Consider the following 16,193-nt stretch of genomic DNA (forward strand, 5'->3'; position numbering starts at 1 on the left):
CGGCCGCGGATGTGACGGGTCAGCGGGAGACGGCGATGTCCCGGCCGGCCAGGCCGAAGGTCATGCCGTCGTCGGAGGCGGTGATCGAGGTCAGCGTGAGGTCGAACGGCAGCGGCGGCAGCGCGAACGTCCGCAGCAGCGAGGGCAGCAGATTCTCGACCAGGGTCTGCGGCAGATCGACCCCGCCGACCCGGAGTTGCGGCTCGACCAGGCTCAGTTGCCCGTCGACCAGGACGGGCCGGCCGGTCAACGTACCGGACACCGTCTGGCCGCCGACCGGGGCGGTGAAGTCGATCGTGATCTTGCCGTCGGACACGTAACTGACGTCGGCCCCACCCAAGGTGCTCAGCGATGCGTAGTCGACGAAGGCGGTCCCGTCGACCGTGCCGGCGTTCAGTTGTTGATCACTGACCGTGACCTGGTGCAGCGCGATGTCCAGCCGATCCAGGTCGGCGGTGGCCGTCTTGGCCTTGACCGGGACCTGATCGGCCGCGATCCGTACCTCGCCGAACCGCTGGGCGAGGATCTGGGTCAGGAACGGGATCTGCGCGATCTCGACCGTCGGCTGCTCCGGCGTCCCCAGCTTCGCCTGCAGCCGCGAGCCGACCTGGTCCTCCGCGACCCGCTCGCCGATCCGGTCGGTCGCGACCAGCAGGCAGATCAGGACGATCACGATCGCGATCAGGACCGTCAGCGGTTTGACCCGCCGCCGCGGCCGGGGCGGCGGCGGCTGGATCGTCATCGGCGGGATGGTCACGATCCGATCCCGAGAATCGACTCGATCCCGACCGTCAGGCCGGGCCGGTCCGGCACCGCCCGGACGGCGGCCACGACCCCCGGCATGAAGGAGGCCCGGTCGAGCGAATCATGCCGAATGGTCAGCGTCTCGCCCTCGGCGCCGAACAGCACCTCCTGGTGGGCGACCAGGCCACGCAGCCGCACCCCGTGCACCCGGATCCCGTCGACCTCGGCACCGCGGGCCCCGGGCAGTTCCTGCACGGTCGCGTCCGGCGGCGCCGCCAGTCCGGCGTCGGCGCGGGCCGCCGCGATCACCCGCGCCGTGGCCGCGGCCGTACCGGACGGTGCGTCGGCCTTGCCCGGATGGTGCAACTCGATCACCTCGACGCTCTCGTAGAACGCCGCGGCCTGGCGGGAGAAGTGCATCATCAGGATCGCGCCGACCGAGAAGTTGGCGGCGACCACGATGCCCAGCCCGGGACGATCGGCGAGCCCGGCCCGCAGCGTCTCCAGCCGGTCGTCGGTGAACCCGGTCGTCCCGACCACCGCATGCACCTGGTGCTCCAGGCACCAGGCCAGGTTGTCCATCACGGCTTCCGGGTGGGTGAAGTCCACCACGACGTCGGCGTCCGCGGCGCCGGCCCGGTCGTCGCCCAGGTCCAGCGCGGCGATCAGCTCAAGATCATCGGCGGTCCGGACGGCACGGCACACCTCGGCGCCCATCCGCCCCTGGGCTCCGAACACCGCTACCTTGATCACCGTCGTACCCGTTCTGTCGCACCTGAAGTCCGGTTCAGCACGATATAGCGTTCGACCAAGCCGGCGCCGCCGGGCGCGCGGTCCCCGCTCCCCCTTGACGGCCTTACTCCACGAGTGGAATCCTCGAACCATTCAACTTGTGGACTACTCTCCGGACTCGGGGAAATCGGCGATGAAGCTCGAATACATCCTGCTCGGCACGTTGCTGGGGCGTCCCCGGACCGGTTATGACCTGAAGAAGTTCATGGACACCCACGGCCGGTTCCTCCGGTCCAACACCCAGATGAGCCAGGTCTACCGCTCCCTCACCGCGATGGCCGAGCGCGGCTGGGTCAGCTTCACGGTGCAGGGCCGGCCGGGCGCGCAGGACGCCAAGATCTACCGGGTCACGGCCGAGGGTGCCAGCGTGTTCCTGGACTGGCTGACCGGTCCGTACCATCCGCCGACGCGGTTCCAGGACCCCGACTTCGGCGTCCGGCTGCACTTCGCCGGCTTCCTCACCGTTGATCAACTTCTGGCCCTGCTGGACACCGAGCTCGAGGCCCGGCAGCGGCAGGTCGCGAAATACCGGTTCCGGGACCGCACCGAGCAGTACGAGGCGTCGGTGCCGTTCGACGTCGAGCTCGCGATCGCGATCAACGACCGGACCCACGTCCACGGCGCCGCGGCCATCGATGCGCACCTCCGGAACCTGATCGAACTCCGCTCCGACCTGCTCGACGGCCGGTTGCCGGAGCAGCCATCCCCCGAACCGACCCGGAAGGTCACCCGATGAGAGCGATCATGATCATGTTCGACAGCCTGAACCGGCACCTGTTGCCGCCGTACGGATCGGACGCGATCATCGCCCCCAACTTCCAACGCCTGGCCGGGCGGACGGTCACGTACGACCGCTGCTACGCCGGATCGCTGCCCTGCATGCCGGCCCGCCGGGAACTGCACACCGGCCGCTACAACTTCCTGCACCGCAGTTGGGGGCCGCTGGAGCCGTTCGACGACTCGATGCCGGAGCAGTTGCGCCGGGCCGGGATCCACACCCACCTGACCTCGGATCACCAGCACTACTGGGAGGACGGCGGCTCGACCTACCACACCCGCTACTCCACCTGGGAGTTCCACCGCGGCCAGGAGGGCGACCCGTGGAAGGCGGTCGTCTCGGAGCCGGCCGGCGACGGCCGCGGTGCCGCGATGTATCGGCAGGACCGGATCAACCGGCGGTATATGGCGACCGAAGCCGATCACCCCCAGACCCGGACCTTCGACGGCGGGCTGGAGTTCCTGGAGACCAACGCCGACGCCGACGACTGGTTCCTGCAGATCGAGACCTTCGACCCGCACGAGCCGTTCTTCACCCACAAGAACTACAAGGATCTCTATCCGCACGACTACGACGGGCCGGAGTTCGACTGGCCGCAGTATCGGCGGGTGACCGAGTCCGCGGACCAGGTCAACCACGCCCGGTTGGAGTATGCCGCGCTGGTGTCGATGTGTGACGCCTCGCTCGGCCGGGTGTTGGACTTCATGGACGAACACGCGATGTGGGACGACACGATGCTGATCGTCAACACCGATCACGGCTTCCTCCTCGGCGAGCACGGCTGGTGGGCCAAGGTGGTGCAGCCGTGGTTCGAGGAACTCGTCCATCTCCCCTTGTTCTGCTGGGATCCGCGGCGACGTGAGTCCGGCGTCCGCAGTGCGGACCTGGTGCAGACGATCGACATCCCGCCGACCTTGATCAACTACTTCGGACTCGAGGTGCCGGCCGACGTGCAGGGGCATGATCTGGCCGGTGATCAACGCCGGGACGCCGCGCTGTTCGGCATCCACGGCGGGCACGTCAACGTCACCGACGGCCGATTCGTCTATCTCCGCGGGCCGCGGAGCGCCGACAACGCGCCGCTGGAGCAGTACACCCTGATGCCGACCCACATGCGCGGCCGGTGGAGCGTCGAGGAGTTGGCGGACGCCGAGCTCGCCCCGCCGTTCGGTTTCACCAAGGGTTTGCGGACCCTGCGCACGATGAGATCGACGCTGCTCAACCCGTACGCCTTCGGCACCCTGATGTTCGACCTGGAGACCGACCCCGGGCAGCTGGATCCCATCGTCGACGACGAGCTCGAGCTGCGGCTGGCCGGGCTGCTGGTCGAGGCCATGCGCGCCGCAGAGGCGCCGGCCAGCCAGTTCGAACGGCTCGGGCTGCCGGCCGAGGGTCCCGTCGGCCCCGAACACCTGCTGGCCGCCGAGCAGGCCGGCCGGGCCGCCGACGCTGTCGTACCGCTGCCGCCGTTGAGCGACTTCGCGACCGGTCCGCTGGGTCTGCACACGCCGATCGCCGAACTGCTCGCCGTGCCGGCCGCGGCCGACGTGGTCGCCACCCATCTGCCCCAACTGCGGCAAACGGAGTTGATCACCGCTGTCGCCGGGACCTCGATCCACGGCCTCGCGGCGACCGTACCGATTCCGTTCGCGACCCTGGCCGCCGTCGCCGATGATCTTGCCTCACTGACGAGTGGGGCCTGACCTACAGTGAGCGCATGGATCTCGAGATCGTGCTGCCGGACGAATCCCCCGACCTCACCGGTGAGCTGCTGGTCGCCCTGGCGCGGCTGGCCGACGAGGCGGGGATCGGCACCCTCTGGCTACCCGATCATGTGCTGCCGCCCGGTGAGTACGGGACCGAGTCCGGCTTCGGCGGGGTCTACGAGGCGCTGATCACTCTCGGCCACCTGGCCGCGGTGACGTCGCGGATCCGGCTCGGCACCTCGGTGCTGGTGCTGCCGCTGCGCAACCCGTTCGTGGTCGCCAAGCAGGTCGCGACGATCGACCGTCTGTCCGGCGGCCGGGTCGTTCTCGGCGTCGGCGCCGGCTGGCAGGAGACCGAGTACGCCAACGTCGGCGTCCCGTTCGCCGAGCGCGGCGCCCGGCTGGACGAGGCCATCGACCTGCTGCGCACCCTGTGGCGGGGCGAGACGAGCTTCAGCGGTGATCGATTCGGATTCGATCATGGTGTCTTCGAGCCCAAGCCGGGCCGGGCCATCCCGATCATGGTCGGCGGCACCAGCAAGCGCGCCTTCCGGCGGGTGGCCGAACGGGCCGACGAGTGGCAAGGCATCGGCCACACCCCCGACACCTTCGCCCGCGACACCACCATGATCAGGGAGCTCACCGATCGCCCGCTCCGGCTGACCACCCGGATCCAGTGGGAGGAGCAGTCTTTGGACGAGATCACCGAACTCGCCCACGGCTTCGCCGCCGCCGGAGCCGACGCCCTGGCCATCTGGCTCGGGGATCAGGATCAGGCCCAGGATCGCCTGGCGGACCTCACGAGATCCACCGAACTACACCCCTACCTGGCCTCCTGACCTGACTCACCATCCCCCTCCACCGAGGCGGCCGCCACCCACCGAGTTGTCAGAACTCAGTTGTGCCATAGGGCCACTCATTTCTGACAACTCGGGGGTTGTGGTGGGTCAGCCGGCTTCCTCCGCCCGTTGTGCCGCTTCGACCTCGGCCTCGTCCGGCGTGTAGTCGGAAAGGTGTCGCTCGTCGGGCCCGTTGTAGGCCGACAGCGGCCTGATCAAGGTGTTGGCGGCCAACTGCTCCAGAACGTGGGCACTCCAGCCCGTGACGCGAGAGGCGATGAACAGAGGGGTGAAGATCTCGGTGTCGAAGCCCATCAGGTGGTAGGCCGGGCCCGACGGGTAGTCGAGGTTGGGATAGATGCCCTTGCGGACGAAGAACTCGGATTCCAGGGTCGAATAGAGCTCCAGGACGTCCGGTCGGTCGTAGTGGGCGGCCAGGGAGTCCAGGGCCTTCTTCATGGTCGGGACGCGTGAGTCGCCGCGCTTGTAGACCCGGTGGCCGAAGCCCATGATCTTGCGCTTCTCGGCCAGGGCGGCATCCAGCCAGGGCGCCACCCGGTCGGGCGTGGAGATCTCGTCCAGGACGTGCATCACGGCCTCGTTGGCGCCGCCGTGCAGCGGTCCCTTGAGTGCGCCGATCGCGGCGGTGACCGCGGAACCAAGATCAGAAAGGGTGGAGGCGACGACGCGGGCGGTGAAGGTCGAGGCGTTGAAGGAGTGCTCGGCGTACAAGATCATCGACACGTCGAAGGCCGCCACCACCGGCTCGGCAGGCACCTCACCGAATGTCATCTGCAGGAAGTTGGCCGAGTAGCCGAGATCGTCCCGCGGCGGGATCAGTTCCTGACCCCGGCGGCGGCGCTGCGCGTAGGCCACGATCGCCGGCAGCTGCGCGTAGAGGGTGACCGCCCGGCGCAGGTTCAGTTCCGGATCGATCCAGGTCTCCGCGGTGCCGAGGGTGGTGTCGCCGGCGGTGGCGAAGCTGACCGCGGTCCGCACCACATCCATCGGGTGGGTTCCGTCCGGCAGCGCGTCGATCACCGTGCGGACCCGATCGTCCAGGGCCCGTTGATCACGTTCCTGTCGCTGGAACTCCCGCAACTCATCGGCGGTCGGCAGTTCGCCGTGCCACAACAGCCAGGCAACCTCCTCGAAGGATCTGGTCGCGGCGAGTTCCTGGACCGGGTAGCCGCGGTAGAGCAACGAGTTGCTCTCCGGGTTCACCTTGGAGATCGCCGTGACGTCGGCGATCACTCCGGCCAGGCCCTTCTTGATCTCGGCACCTTCGCTCATGACTGGCTCCCTCGCTGCTCCAGGCTGAAGTTGTAGACGGACGTGTCGAACGCGTTGTAGGCCTCGTAATCGACGAGCTCGTACAGCCGGGCCCTGGTCTGCATCCCGGCCACCTCCGACCGCAGCGACCCGGTCCCACGCAGGGTCTCCAGGGCCCGCTCGGTGGCCCCCATCGCCACCCGCAACAAGGACACCGGGAAGATCACCAGGTTGATCCCGGCCGAGGCGAGCTGGTCGGTGGTGAACAGCTCGGACTTGCCGAACTCGGTCATGTTGGCCAGCACCGGCACCTCACCGAGGGCGGTCTTGACCGCCTCGAACTCGGCCAGATCGGCCATCGCCTCGGGGAAGATCGCGTCCGCGCCGGCATCGACCAGCCGCTTGGCCCGCTCGATCGTGGCGGCCAGTCCGGCGTTGCCGCGGATGTCGGTCCGGGCCATGATCACCAGGTTCGGATCGCGCCGGGCTCGCACGGCGGCGGAGATCCGTTGCACGGCCGTGCCGACGTCGACGACCTCCTTGCCGTCGAGATGGCCGCAGCGCTTCGGGTTCACCTGATCCTCGATGTGCAGTCCGGCGACGCCGGCATCCTCGAGGGCCTGGACGGTGCGGGCGACGTTCATCGCCTCGCCGAAGCCGGTGTCGGCATCGATCAGGGTCGGCAGGTCAGTCACCCGGGCGATCTGCGCTCCCCGGCCGGCGACCTCGGTCAGGGTGGTCAGGCCGACGTCGGGCAGGGCCAGGTCGGCGGCGATCACGGCACCGGAGATGTAGGCCCCGTCGAAGCCGCGGTCCTCGATCAGGCGGGCCGCCAGCGGGTTGAAGGCGCCCGGGAACTGCAGCAGCTCACCGCTGCGCAGCCGCTCCCGGAACCGGGCCCGCTTCTCGGCCGGCGTCGTCGTCGCGTACAGCATCAGAAGATCCCGGGCCGTGCGCTGCCACCGGCGGCCGGATCGGTCAGCGGGGTGACGGTGAGCCCGGACAGCTCGTCGGCGGTCAGCTCCGGCAGCCGCTCGGCCACGCCGAGGAACCGGTCGATCTCGGTGTCGGCCAGGACGCCGTCGGCGAGCTGCCGGAACTTGCGGACGTAGTCGGCCCGGGCGAACGGGCGGGCGCCGAGCGGATGGGCGTCGGCGACGGCGATCTCGTCGACCACCCGTCGGCCGTCGGTCAGCTCGATCTCGACCCGGCCGCCGAACGCCTTCTCCGCCGGGTCGGGTGAGTGATAGCGCCGGGTCCACTCGGGATCCTCGCGGGTGGTCACCTTCCGCCACAGCTCGACCGTGTCGGGCCGCCCGGCCCGGTCAGGCGTGTAGCTGCTCACGTGGTGCCAGGCGCCGTCCTGCAGTGCGACGGTGAAGATGTACGGCATCGAGTGGTCCAGCGTCTCCCGGCTGGCCGCGGGATCGTACTTCTGCGGATCGCCGCTGCCGGAGCCGATCACGAAATGCGTGTGGTGGCTGGTGTGCAGGACGATCGAGGCGACCTGCGAGGGGTCGCGCAGCTCGGGCTGCTCGGTGCCGAGCCGGCGGGCCAGGTCGATCCAGGCCTGCGCCTGATACTCGGCCGAGTGCTCCTTGGTGTAGGTGTCCAGGATCCCGCGCCGCGACTCGCCCGGCCCCGGCAGCCCGACCAGATAGCTCGCGTCCGGACCGTCCAGCAGCCAGGCGATCACGCCGTCCTCGCCCTCGTAGATCGGGCTCGGGCTGGTCTGGCCGCGCATCGCCCGGTCGACCGCCTCGACGGCGAGCTTGCCGGCGAACCCGGGAGCGTACGCCTTCCAGGTCGAGATCTCGCCCTTGCGGGACTGCCGGGTCGCGGTCGTCGTGTGCAGCGCCTGGCCGATCGCCTGATAGATCGTCTCGGTCGGCAGGCCGAGCAGCGTGCCGAGGCCGGCGGCGGCGCTCGGGCCGAGGTGGGCGACGTGGTCGATCTTGTGCTGGTGCAACGAGATCGCCTTGACCAGCGCGACCTGGATCTCGTAGCCGGTGACCAGGGCCCGGAGCAGGTCGGCGCCGCCCCGGCCGGTGTGCTGGGCGACGGCGAGGATCGGCGGGATGTTGTCGCCGGGGTGCGAATAGTCGGCGGCCAGGAAGGTGTCGTGGTAGTCGAGTTCGCGGACCGCGACGCCGTTGGCCCAGGCCGCCCACTCCGGGCTGCTGCGGTGGGCGCTGCCGAACACCGTGGCGCCGGCGCCGCCGGTCGAGACCGGGTGGGCCTCGGCCTGGGCCCGGGCGGCCAGGATCGGCGCCCGGCCGAGGGAGGCCGTCGCCACCGCCGCGTTGTCGATCACCCGGTTGATCACCATGTCGGTCACGTCGGCCGACGGATCCGGGGCGTCACTCGCGACCTCGGCGATCTTCCAGGCGAGCTGCTCGACCCGCGGCAGCGACTCTTCGCTGCGATAGACCCGGACCTTGTGTTCGATCATCGACACCCTTTCCTCGGCTGCGGTCAGGCTAACGCGCGAGGTCGGGACGGTTCAGCGGTGGTGCGTCGGCCGGTCGATTGACAGCCCGATCGCCGCCCTAAACAATTCTGTTTAGAGATTGCCGCAGGAGGAGGTACGGATGCCGGACGAGGTCGAGGAGCTCGAGGTCCAGCTGATCCAGGAGATGGGCCGTGCCATCCTCGGTCCGGTCGGCCGGGTGCTGGGCGCGGAGCACGCCGACGGGCTGGCCCGCGCGGTCAGGAGCCGCGCCGCCGAGCTCGCCCGTCAGCTCACCGATCCGGACCGGAGCCTGGCCACAGCGGCGGCCGAGGCGATCCAGGACCTGGTCCCCGATCGCCCGCGGGCCTGGTGGCAGACGCCGCTCGGCCAGGCCGTCGCCGCCCAGGTCGACCCGACCCGGACGGTCAGTCAGGCCGAGGCCGGCCGCATCCTGGGCCTCACCCGCGGCCGGATCACCCAACTCGTGCAAAGCGGTCAGCTCGCCACCGGTCCCGACGGCAAGCCGCTGCTCGCCTCCGTCCTCGCCCGCCTGGTCTGGACCCGGCAACGCTTCCAGAGCCTCCGTCCCTGGCCGGACCTGAAGCCCTGGCAGCGACACTGATCGTGGCCGATGCCCAACCGGGTCGACGGTGCACCGGTTGGCCGACGGCCGCCTTCGACGTCCTGCTGGAGCTGGACGGTGACCCACCGGCCGCGGTCCGCAAGCGGTGTCGCCGTGATCGCGAACAATTGGTCCGGCGACCGATGATCGCGCTGCTCCAAGATCTGGCCGAGGCCGACGCGGCGCACGAGGACTTCACCGTCGAAGGGTTCGTCTCCCCGCACTACGGCCGCTGGCAGCATCAGTTCGCCGCGATCCGGATCGCGCGCAATGTGACCATCGGCCTGGCCTTCGACCTGGACGGGCTTCGTCTGAGCGGCAACTGGTGGCCTGTCGACCCGGATCAGTTGCGGCGATACCGATCCGCGGTCGCCGCGGAATCCAGCGGCGTCGAGCTGGTCGACCTGCTCCGACGGCTGCCGGAGCCGAGCCGCTCGCTCATTGGCGGACCGATGAAACGACTCCCCCGCGACCATCCGGCCGATCATCCCCGCGCCGAACTGCTTCGGCACCGGTCCCTGACCTCCGAGGTCCCGCTCGGCTGCGAGGACTGGCTGCACACCGGCCAGGTCGTGGATCACGTCCTGGCCGGTGTGGCTGAGCTACGCCCCTTCACCACCTGGTTCACGACCCACGTCGTCGCCAAGGTGTGAAATCCGGCCGGTCGGTCGCGGCGGGAGCTCAGCGGAATCGCGATCACCGAGATCGCCCGCCGCCGGGCGTCGAGTGGACAGTTTGGTCAGCTCCCAGGCGAAGATCCGCGCCCAAAGTGACCACTCGACGAGCGCATCCGATCCCAGCGCCGAACCGGCGGCCGGCCCCGATTCCCGCCGACCACTCCAACCCGCCGCCCTTGGCACGTCCTTTCCGGCCGACGGGCCGACCCCCCCCAGGAGAGGAGAGACGCACCGGCCCGGCTTCCCCTTCGACAAGCTCAGGGAACGATCATCGCTGCCGGACGAGTCCTCGAGGACCTTCTCGGCGCCAAAGTGGGGGCAGGTTCGGGTGCCGGTCGGCTCCGGGTCCGCCCGCTCGCGTTCTGCTACGGGCGTCGAGTCGGCAAGGTCCGTGGCCGACCTTTGCGTCGAGAGTGACCTTCTCCACCTGAAAACGTCGAATCCGCGTGGATAAGGACACACTCGGCGGCTGCCGGACCAGCAGCCGCCAATAGGCAACCGAGATCGCCCTTCGCGGGGCGTCGAGTGGGCAGTTTGGTAGCTCCCAGCCGAAGATCCGCGCCCAAGTGACCACTCGACGAGCGCATCCAAACCCAGCACCAGACCCGGCGGCCGGCCGCGACTCCCGCCGACCGCACCAACCCCTCCGCCCTTTGGCGTGTCCTTTCCGGCCGACAGGCCGAAACCCCGGAAGAGCCGCACCGGCCCGGCTAGCCCTTTGACAAGCTCAGGGAACGATCATCGCTGCCGGTCGAGTCCCCGGGGACCTTCTCGGCACCAAGAAGGGTGCACCGTCACAAATCGGGGGTGCAACCCTGGCCCACCGGACGATTTCCGGCCCCGCGGGCCGTTGTGCCCCCGATTTGTGCCGGTGCGCCAGCTCGCCTCGCTGACCACAGCCGACCACGCCCGTCAGCAGGGTCAACGAACGATCAGCTGAACCCCGGCGGGCGTGACATCGCGGAATCCCGGCGCCGAGACCGACCTCGGCTGGATGCGCAACCCAACCGCAGCCCCGGGACACCGAACCCGAACCAAGATCACGAAAGATCGAGGCCAGTGCCCCAGGGCTAGGCGGTCAGGGCGCGGCGGAGTGGGCGGAGGGCGGTGGACGGGCCGACGACGGCGAGGACCTGGCGCTGGGCGAGCAGGTCGGCGGCGACGCGGCGGACGTCCTCGGCGGTGACCGCGTCATAGCCGGTCAGCAGATCGGCGACGGAACGCGGATCGCCGTGCAGTTCGGCGGTGCCGAGCCGGCTCATCCTGCTCTGCGGGCCCTCGAAGGAGAGCACGGTCTGGCCGGCCAGCTGGCCCTTGGCTCGCCGCAGCTCCTCGGCGGTGACGCCGTGCTCGGCCAGATCGGCCAGACACTGCCGGACCAGGGTCAGGATCTCCGCCACCCGGTCCGGGGCGCACTGCCAGTCGACACTCCACAGCCCGGCATCCGAATAGCTGGTCTCGCCGGCTTCGATGCCGTACGCGAGCCCGCGCCGCTCCCGCACCTCGACGAAGAGCCGGGACGCCATCCCGCCGCCGACGATGATCGACAACAGCCCGATCGGGAACCGGTCGTCGTCGAACAGGCCGGGGCCCGGGCCGGCCAGCACGGCGGTCGACTGCTCGAACCGGCGCGACCGGGTGAGCACCACGGGCTCGCCCGTCACCGGGCTCGGCGGTCGGCCGGCGGGCCGGGCCGAGCCGTTCGCGGCACCGTTCGACGCGCCCGTCGGTCGGACAGCGGCCAGCGCCTCGTAGTCGGACAGCTGGGCCACCAGTCGATCATGATCGACCTTGCCGGTGGCGCTGATCACCAGCCGCTCGGGACGGTAGCGACGCTTCCAGTAGCCGAGGATCTGGGTCCGGGTCAGTTCGCGAATGCTGCGCGGCGATCCGATCACCGGCTTGTCCAGGCCGCCGCCGAGCAGTTCGCCGGTGATCAACTCGTGCGCGGTCTCGCCCGGATCGTCGGAATGCATGGCGATCTCGTCCAAGATCACCGCCCGCTCCGACTCGATCTCCTTCGCCGGCATGGTCGAGGAGGTGATCATGTCGGCCAGCACGTCGACCGCGAGGTCGGCGTCGCGGGCCAGCACCCGAGTGTAGAAGCAGGTGTGCTCCTTGGCCGTGTAGGCGTTCAGCTCCCCGCCGACCGACTCGATCGCCGCCGAGATCTGCTCCGGCGTGCGCCGCCGGGTGCCCTTGAACAGCACGTGTTCCAGGAAGTGTGAGGCGCCGTGCAGGCGTGGCGTCTCCCAGCGCGACCCGACGGCCGCGAAGAACCCGAGGTTGAAGGTGTGGCTGCCGCGCATCCGCTCGGTGACGACGCGCAAACCGCTCGGCAGCACCGTGCGGCGGATCTCTCCACCGAGGTGCTGCCGAGCGGTCGCAGCAGTTTTGGCGCTGGTCAGGAGACCGTGACCTCTTCTGCCACCGAGCTGTCTTCCTCGGCCACCGGGCTGAGGGACAGCTTGCCGCGATCGTCGATCTCGGTGATCTCGACCTGGATCTTCTGGCCGACGCTGACCACGTCCTCGACCTTCTCCACCCGCTTGCCACCGGCGAGGGTGCGCAGCTTGGAGATGTGCAGCAGCCCGTCCTTGCCCGGCAGCAGGGACACGAACGCGCCGAACGCCGCGATCTTGACCACGGTGCCCAGGTAGCGCTCCCCCTTCTCCGGCATGGTCGGGTTGGCGATCGCGTTGATCATGGTCCGGGCAGCCTCGGCGGCCTCGCCACTCTCGGCGCCGACGTAGATCGTGCCGTCGTCCTCGATCGTGATCTGAGCGCCGGTGTCGTCCTGGATCTGGTTGATCACCTTCCCCTTGGGGCCGATCACCTCGCCGATCTTGTCCACCGGGATCCGGATCGTGATGATCCGCGGCGCGTACAGGCTCATCTCGTCCGGAGCGTCGATCGCCTCACCCATCACCTCGAGCAGGGTGTGCCGAGCGTCCTTGGCCTGGTTCAGCGCGGCGGCCAGCACCGAGGCCGGAATCCCGTCCAGCTTGGTGTCCAACTGCAGCGCGGTGATGAAGTCCTTCGTGCCGGCGACCTTGAAGTCCATGTCGCCGTACGCGTCCTCGGCACCCAGGATGTCGGTCAGCGCCACGTACTCGGTCTTGCCGTCGATCTCGTCGGAGACCAGGCCCATCGCGATGCCCGCGACCGGCGCGCGCAGCGGCACGCCGGCGTTGAGCAGCGCCAGGGTGGAGGCGCAGACCGAGCCCATCGAGGTCGAGCCGTTGGAGCCGAGCGCCTCGGACACCTGACGGATCGCGTACGGGAACTCCTCGCGGGTCGGCAGCACCGGCACCAGGGCCCGCTCGGCGAGCACGCCGTGACCGATCTCGCGCCGCTTCGGCGACCCGACCCGGCCGGTCTCACCGGTCGAGAAGGGCGGGAAGTTGTAATGGTGCATGTAGCGCTTGGTGGTGTCTTCGGCCAGGGTGAGGCCGATCCGCTGCTCCAGCCCGAGCATGTTCAGCGTGGTGATGCCCAGGATCTGGGTCTCGCCGCGCTGGAACAGCGCCGAGCCGTGCACCCGCGGCACCACGCCGACCTCGGCCGACAGGGTGCGGATGTCGGACAGCCCGCGGCCGTCGATCCGGACCTTCTCGGTGATGATCTTCTTCCGGACGAGCTTCTTGGTCAGCGACCGGTAGGCGCCCTTGATCTCCGCCTCGCGCTCCGGGAACCGCGGCGCCAGCTCGGCGACCAGCTTGTCCTTGAGCACCTCGGTCGAGGATTCGCGCTCCTGCTTGTCGGCGATCGTCATCACCTGGGCGAGCTCGGCCGTGACCGACTCCTCGACCGCCGCGTACACGTCGTCCTGGTAATCCAGGAAGATCGGGAACTCGGCCGTGTCCTTCGGGAACTGCGCGGCCAGCTCGACCTGCGCGTCGCACAGCGCCTTGATGAACGGCTTCGCGGCGTCGAGCCCGCCGGCCACGATCTCCTCGGTCGGCGCGGTCTTGCCGGACTGCACCAGATCCCAGGTCTGCTCGGTGGACTCGGCCTCGACCATCATGATCGCGACGTCGCCGTCGGGCAGCACCCGGCCGGCCACGACCATGTCGAAGCTGGCCTCCTCGAGCTGGCTGACGTCGGGGAAGCCGATCCACTGGTCACCGATCAGGGCGACGCGGACGCCGCCGACCGGGCCGCTGAACGGCAGGCCGGCCAGCTGGGTGGACATTGACGCAGCGTTGATCGCCACCACGTCGTAGGCCTTGTCCGGGTTCAGCGCCATCACGGTGATGACGACCTGGACCTCGTTGCGCAGACCCTTGACGAAGCAGGGCCGCAGCGGCCGGTCGATCAGCCGGCAGGTGAGAATCGCACTCTGCGACGGGCGACCCTCGCGGCGGAAGACCGCGCCGGGGATCTTGCCCGCGGCGTACGCCCGCTCCTCGACGTCGACCGTCAGCGGGAAGAAGTCGATCGAGTCGCGCGGCTTGCTCTGCGCGGTGGTCGCCGACAGCAGCATGGTGTCGTCGTCGATGTAGACAGTGGCCGAGCCGGCCGCCTGCTGCGCCAGCAGTCCGGTCTCGAACCGGACCACGTGCTTACCGAGGGCGCCGTTGTCGATCACGGCCTCGGTGAATTTAACGTCAGGTCCCTCCACGGGGATACTCCTGTTCTGCCGCCGGGCACCATCGGCCCGTGCGGCGATCAAGATTGCATCCGTGAGGCACCGCCCGGGCTGAGTATTCACCCGGTCTTCGATCGAGATCCGCGGGCCGCTCCCATGATGCGGGAGACTCCGAAGATCACTACCGAGGACCGAGCCTGCGTGCCAGGGGCGTGTGTCGGATGCAATCGGTGTTGATGATTGTTTCGCTATTCAGTTTTCGGCCGAGATGGCAGTGAAGCGGCCCTCCGAGTGGAGAACCGCTTCGCCAGCATCAGCGCCGCAGGCCGAGACGCTCGATCAGCGACCGGTACCGCTCGATGTCGGTCTTGGCCGTGTAGTTGAGCAGTCGGCGGCGTTGACCGACCAGCAGCATCAGGCCACGACGACTGTGGTGGTCGTGCTTGTGCTCCTTCAGGTGCTCGGTCAGATGCGAGATCCGCTTGCTGAGCAACGCGATCTGGACCTCGGGAGATCCCGTGTCACCTTCACTCGTCGCGTATTCCGCGATGATCGCCTTCTTGTCGATAGCAGCGTCAGACGACACGTGCTCTCCTCTCGGTTTCCCGGTGCGCGGCGCCCCCCGAAACCTCGGAATCGAGGTCTTGCACTCGGTGTGCGTGGGAGCTCTTAGGCATCCGCGGCCGAACGTACGGCGGCATCAGGCTACCAGCGGCGTCCGGCGGGAACGAAATCACCGCCGCTCCGACAGCAGGCGCGCCGCCGCGATCAGTCGATCGGGGTGCGGCACCTCGTCGAGCAGACCGGGTAGCCAGCCCTCAGCGTAGTCGTGGTCGTCGTCGCTCGTCGTCGGGTCGACAAGTCGTCTCACCTGTTCGGCGAGGAAATTGAGCCCGCCGGCGACTGCCGTGGCGAAGACCGCCGGACCGGTCACGCGCGCTGAACCGCCGGCGGTCAGGTAGGTCTCGTACGCCAAGCGCAGGTCGGCCGGCGAGTGAAGCCAATGGATCAGCTGCGATCCGAGCTCGCGCCAGTCGCTGAGACCGCCGGCGTTGTCCCAGTCCACCAATCGACGGCGACCGTCCGCGGCGTCGACCATCACGTTGGCCGGTTGGAGGTCGCGGTGGGTCCAGATCGGCGTTCCCGCGGGAACGTCGGCGATCAGGGCCGCGAGCCCGGCCACCCGTTCCTCGACCAGCCGCTCGAACCGCGCCGCCCAGGGCAGCCCGGCGGCGCGGACGTCGGAGACGAGGGCGTCCCAGTCGGCGTGCACCCGGAGATACCAGTCGTGTTCCGTCGGTGCCGGCTCGGTCCGCGCCAGCTGGTGGATGGCCGCGAGCTGCCGGAGCAGCCAGAGGCGGGTCTCCCGGTCGTCGGCGGCCTGCTGACCGTCGACCCAGTCGTAGCAGCGCCAGCCGCGCCCGGTCCGGGGATCCATCGCAACGTTGCCGGTCCGGAAGGCGATGGGTTCCGGGCTCGGCACTCCGACAGCGGCCGCGGCGTTTCTCAGGGCGATCTCGTTCGCCACGTCCCGCTCCTCCGGCGGGTACGTGATGAACTCCTTGGCCGCCAGAGTCCCGGACCGGTGGCCGGTCAGGCTGAGACGCCAGATCGCACCGATTGCGCCGCGCCGGATCCGCTCGGCGGTGCCGGCCTCGGCACCGAGGGCGGCGGCGAGGAACGGACCCGGATCGACGTTGCCCATGTGGCCCGACCCTAG

General features: G+C 69.4%; 14 protein-coding genes. 5 read left to right on the forward strand and 9 right to left on the reverse strand.

Features of this window, described 5'->3' with window-relative positions; genetic code table 11:
- Window positions 1–19: 19 nt before the first annotated feature.
- Both FNH24_RS12040 and dapB read right to left on the reverse strand, forming a co-directional pair.
- Window positions 20–757, reverse strand: coding sequence for an LmeA family phospholipid-binding protein (locus FNH24_RS12040; protein ID WP_152362429.1), 738 nt, complete (start codon window positions 755–757; stop codon window positions 20–22).
- Window positions 754–1,497, reverse strand: a complete 744-nt coding sequence (gene dapB, locus FNH24_RS12045) for a 4-hydroxy-tetrahydrodipicolinate reductase (protein WP_152362430.1) — start codon at window positions 1,495–1,497, stop codon at window positions 754–756. Before dapB ends, FNH24_RS12040 begins: the two co-directional genes overlap by 4 nt.
- A gap of 139 nt (window positions 1,498–1,636) precedes the next feature.
- Here dapB and FNH24_RS12050 point away from each other — a divergent pair, with 139 nt between their 5' ends.
- The 3 genes from FNH24_RS12050 to FNH24_RS12060 are packed head-to-tail and all read left to right on the forward strand — an operon-like array spanning window position 1,637 to window position 4,859.
- On the forward strand, window positions 1,637–2,272 hold the full coding sequence (locus FNH24_RS12050) for a PadR family transcriptional regulator (RefSeq protein ID WP_217428176.1): 636 nt from the start codon (window positions 1,637–1,639) through the stop codon (window positions 2,270–2,272).
- Window positions 2,273–2,280: 8 nt separating this feature from the next.
- Window positions 2,281–4,017, forward strand: coding sequence for a sulfatase (locus FNH24_RS12055; RefSeq protein ID WP_217428177.1), 1,737 nt, complete (start codon window positions 2,281–2,283; stop codon window positions 4,015–4,017).
- A gap of 14 nt (window positions 4,018–4,031) precedes the next feature.
- Window positions 4,032–4,859 (forward strand): TIGR03619 family F420-dependent LLM class oxidoreductase, encoded by an 828-nt coding sequence (locus tag FNH24_RS12060; RefSeq protein WP_152362432.1) that lies wholly within the window; start codon window positions 4,032–4,034, stop codon window positions 4,857–4,859.
- Between the two features lie 108 nt (window positions 4,860–4,967).
- On the opposite strand, the gene FNH24_RS12065 is transcribed toward FNH24_RS12060, so the two are convergent.
- The 3 genes from FNH24_RS12065 to FNH24_RS12075 are packed head-to-tail and all read right to left on the reverse strand — an operon-like array spanning window position 4,968 to window position 8,583.
- Window positions 4,968–6,152, reverse strand: a complete 1,185-nt coding sequence (locus FNH24_RS12065; RefSeq protein WP_152362433.1) for a bifunctional 2-methylcitrate synthase/citrate synthase — start codon at window positions 6,150–6,152, stop codon at window positions 4,968–4,970.
- Window positions 6,149–7,066, reverse strand: a complete 918-nt coding sequence (prpB, locus tag FNH24_RS12070; RefSeq protein ID WP_152362434.1) for a methylisocitrate lyase — start codon at window positions 7,064–7,066, stop codon at window positions 6,149–6,151. The genes FNH24_RS12065 and prpB overlap by 4 nt, the downstream gene beginning before the upstream one ends.
- Entirely contained in the window at window positions 7,066–8,583 is a 1,518-nt protein-coding gene (locus FNH24_RS12075) for an MmgE/PrpD family protein (protein ID WP_152362435.1), read from the reverse strand. The genes prpB and FNH24_RS12075 overlap by 1 nt, the downstream gene beginning before the upstream one ends.
- Window positions 8,584–8,722: 139 nt before the next feature.
- Between FNH24_RS12075 and FNH24_RS12080 the strand changes: the two genes are divergently transcribed.
- Together FNH24_RS12080 and FNH24_RS12085 are read left to right on the forward strand one after the other, a co-directional pair.
- Window positions 8,723–9,205: a hypothetical protein gene (locus tag FNH24_RS12080; protein WP_152362436.1), complete on the forward strand. Its 483-nt coding sequence runs from the start codon at window positions 8,723–8,725 to the stop codon at window positions 9,203–9,205.
- A 2-nt stretch (window positions 9,206–9,207) separates the two neighbouring features.
- Window positions 9,208–9,858 carry a DUF2461 family protein gene (locus FNH24_RS12085; protein ID WP_152362437.1) on the forward strand — a complete coding sequence of 217 codons (651 nt, stop codon included), beginning with the start codon at window positions 9,208–9,210 and terminating at the stop codon, window positions 9,856–9,858.
- Between the two features lie 1,094 nt (window positions 9,859–10,952).
- On the opposite strand, the gene FNH24_RS12090 is transcribed toward FNH24_RS12085, so the two are convergent.
- The 4 genes from FNH24_RS12090 to FNH24_RS12105 form a co-directional block, all read right to left on the reverse strand.
- On the reverse strand, window positions 10,953–12,227 hold the full coding sequence (locus FNH24_RS12090; RefSeq protein WP_152362438.1) for a M16 family metallopeptidase: 1,275 nt from the start codon (window positions 12,225–12,227) through the stop codon (window positions 10,953–10,955).
- Between the two features lie 59 nt (window positions 12,228–12,286).
- Window positions 12,287–14,506, reverse strand: a complete 2,220-nt coding sequence (locus tag FNH24_RS12095; RefSeq protein ID WP_152362439.1) for a polyribonucleotide nucleotidyltransferase — start codon at window positions 14,504–14,506, stop codon at window positions 12,287–12,289.
- A gap of 280 nt (window positions 14,507–14,786) precedes the next feature.
- Window positions 14,787–15,059 carry a 30S ribosomal protein S15 gene (gene rpsO, locus FNH24_RS12100; RefSeq protein WP_152362440.1) on the reverse strand — a complete coding sequence of 91 codons (273 nt, stop codon included), beginning with the start codon at window positions 15,057–15,059 and terminating at the stop codon, window positions 14,787–14,789.
- Window positions 15,060–15,206: 147 nt separating this feature from the next.
- Complete coding sequence (locus tag FNH24_RS12105; RefSeq protein WP_161606106.1) at window positions 15,207–16,178, reverse strand: phosphotransferase enzyme family protein; 972 nt, start codon at window positions 16,176–16,178, stop codon at window positions 15,207–15,209.
- Window positions 16,179–16,193: the final 15 nt, after the last annotated feature.

The organism is Microlunatus speluncae, assembly GCF_009299835.1.
GTDB lineage: Bacteria > Actinomycetota > Actinomycetes > Propionibacteriales > Propionibacteriaceae > Microlunatus > Microlunatus speluncae.

What these genes read in the sequence shown, in the direction of transcription:
- FNH24_RS12055 (WP_217428177.1), top strand. Translation starts at nt 2,281, where the DNA reads ATGATCATGTTCGACAGCCTGAACCGGCACCTGTTGCCGCCGTACGGA.
- FNH24_RS12075 (WP_152362435.1), bottom strand. Translation starts at nt 8,583, where the DNA reads ATGATCGAACACAAGGTCCGGGTCTATCGCAGCGAAGAGTCGCTGCCG.
- prpB (WP_152362434.1), bottom strand. Translation starts at nt 7,066, where the DNA reads ATGCTGTACGCGACGACGACGCCGGCCGAGAAGCGGGCCCGGTTCCGG.
- FNH24_RS12105 (WP_161606106.1), bottom strand. Translation starts at nt 16,178, where the DNA reads ATGGGCAACGTCGATCCGGGTCCGTTCCTCGCCGCCGCCCTCGGTGCC.
- FNH24_RS12065 (WP_152362433.1), bottom strand. Translation starts at nt 6,152, where the DNA reads ATGAGCGAAGGTGCCGAGATCAAGAAGGGCCTGGCCGGAGTGATCGCC.
- FNH24_RS12080 (WP_152362436.1), top strand. Translation starts at nt 8,723, where the DNA reads ATGCCGGACGAGGTCGAGGAGCTCGAGGTCCAGCTGATCCAGGAGATG.
- FNH24_RS12060 (WP_152362432.1), top strand. Translation starts at nt 4,032, where the DNA reads ATGGATCTCGAGATCGTGCTGCCGGACGAATCCCCCGACCTCACCGGT.